Genomic DNA, 1,264 nt, shown 5'->3' on the forward strand with positions numbered 1-1,264 from the left:
TGACCTGGTCAAGTAAATTCAGTCACCCTAGTTAAGCTACTTTTTCTAATTCATTAATTTTCAATTCAAAATCATTAGGGCTTTGATAGCCCAAGTAAGAATGTAGTCGGTTACTGTTGTACCACATAGTTATATAATTCATGACATCTTGCTGTGCTTCATAGCGTGTTTCATAGTTTTTCCAATGGACTCGCTCTTGCTTTAGGCTACCAAAAAAGCTTTCCGCAACGGCATTATCCCAACAACAACCTTTTTTACTCATACTACCAATATAATCATTCTTGCTAAGTAGCTGTCTATACTGGTGGCTTGCGTACTGAACACCTTGGTCAGAGTGAACAATAAGCCCTTTATCAGGTTGTCGCTGCCAAATTGCCATTGTTAACGCATCACAAACTAGTGAAGCTTTCATTCTTGAACCCATGCTCCAACCAACAACCTTGCGAGAGTACAGGTCTATTACGACCGCCAAATAGAGCCAGCCTTCTGCTGTCCAAATGTAAGTTATATCACCTACGAATGCTTGATTCGGCTGCTCGGTGGTAAAGTTTTGTTCAAGCTCATTTTTATACAGTGGTTTACTGTGCTCACTATTTGTTGTTGATTTATACTTCTTTTTATAGCGAACCCACACATTAGCTTCTTTCATTAACTTTGCTACTTTCCAACGACTTATAGGGAAACTTAATGCATTGAGCACAGCTTTAATACGCCTTGTTCCATAAGTGTTGTTACTGAATTTGGCAATGTCTTTTACTAAATTAAGCATATCTTGATGTGTTGAATCACTTAACTCATTCTGCTTACGTTTTTGATAACTGTAGTAGTTATTACTTTTAACACCCAATATGCGGCACATAAGTACCACTGGCCAGATCTTCTTATGTTGGGTAATAAACGAATATTTCACTTCGTTTCTTTTGCAAAGAAGACCGTCGCTTTTTTTAATATCTCACGCTCCATTTCTAGGCGTTTAACTTGAGCTTTTAACTTGCGTATTTCTTCTTGGTCTGGGGTTAACTTACCATTTCCCCGAAAAGCTTGCCCATCTTCACTTTCTTCTTCCTTGATCCAGCGACCAAGCATTTGAGCACTAACACCTAGGTTTCTACTCGCTTCTGCAACATTAAGGTTTTGATCTCTGACTAAAGAAATCGCATCAAGTTTAAATTCTTTTGTATATTTTTTACGTTTGGTCATTTCAGTTCTCCAGTTAAGGCTATTATGTCTTAACTGAGGTAGTCGTATCCATTAAACCAGGTCA

Annotated in this window: 1 protein-coding gene; it reads right to left on the minus strand. The window is 38.1% G+C overall.

The window, feature by feature from the left end:
• Positions 1 to 31 precede the first annotated feature (31 nt).
• A protein-coding gene (locus ESZ39_RS17485) for an IS3 family transposase (RefSeq protein ID WP_146881192.1) occupies positions 32 to 1,200 on the minus strand; the annotation gives its coding sequence in 2 pieces (ribosomal slippage) (positions 32 to 951 and positions 951 to 1,200; 1,170 coding nt in all).
• Positions 1,201 to 1,264 lie beyond the last annotated feature (64 nt).

Source organism: Colwellia sp. C1TZA3, assembly GCF_007954265.1.
Lineage (GTDB): Bacteria > Pseudomonadota > Gammaproteobacteria > Enterobacterales > Alteromonadaceae > Cognaticolwellia.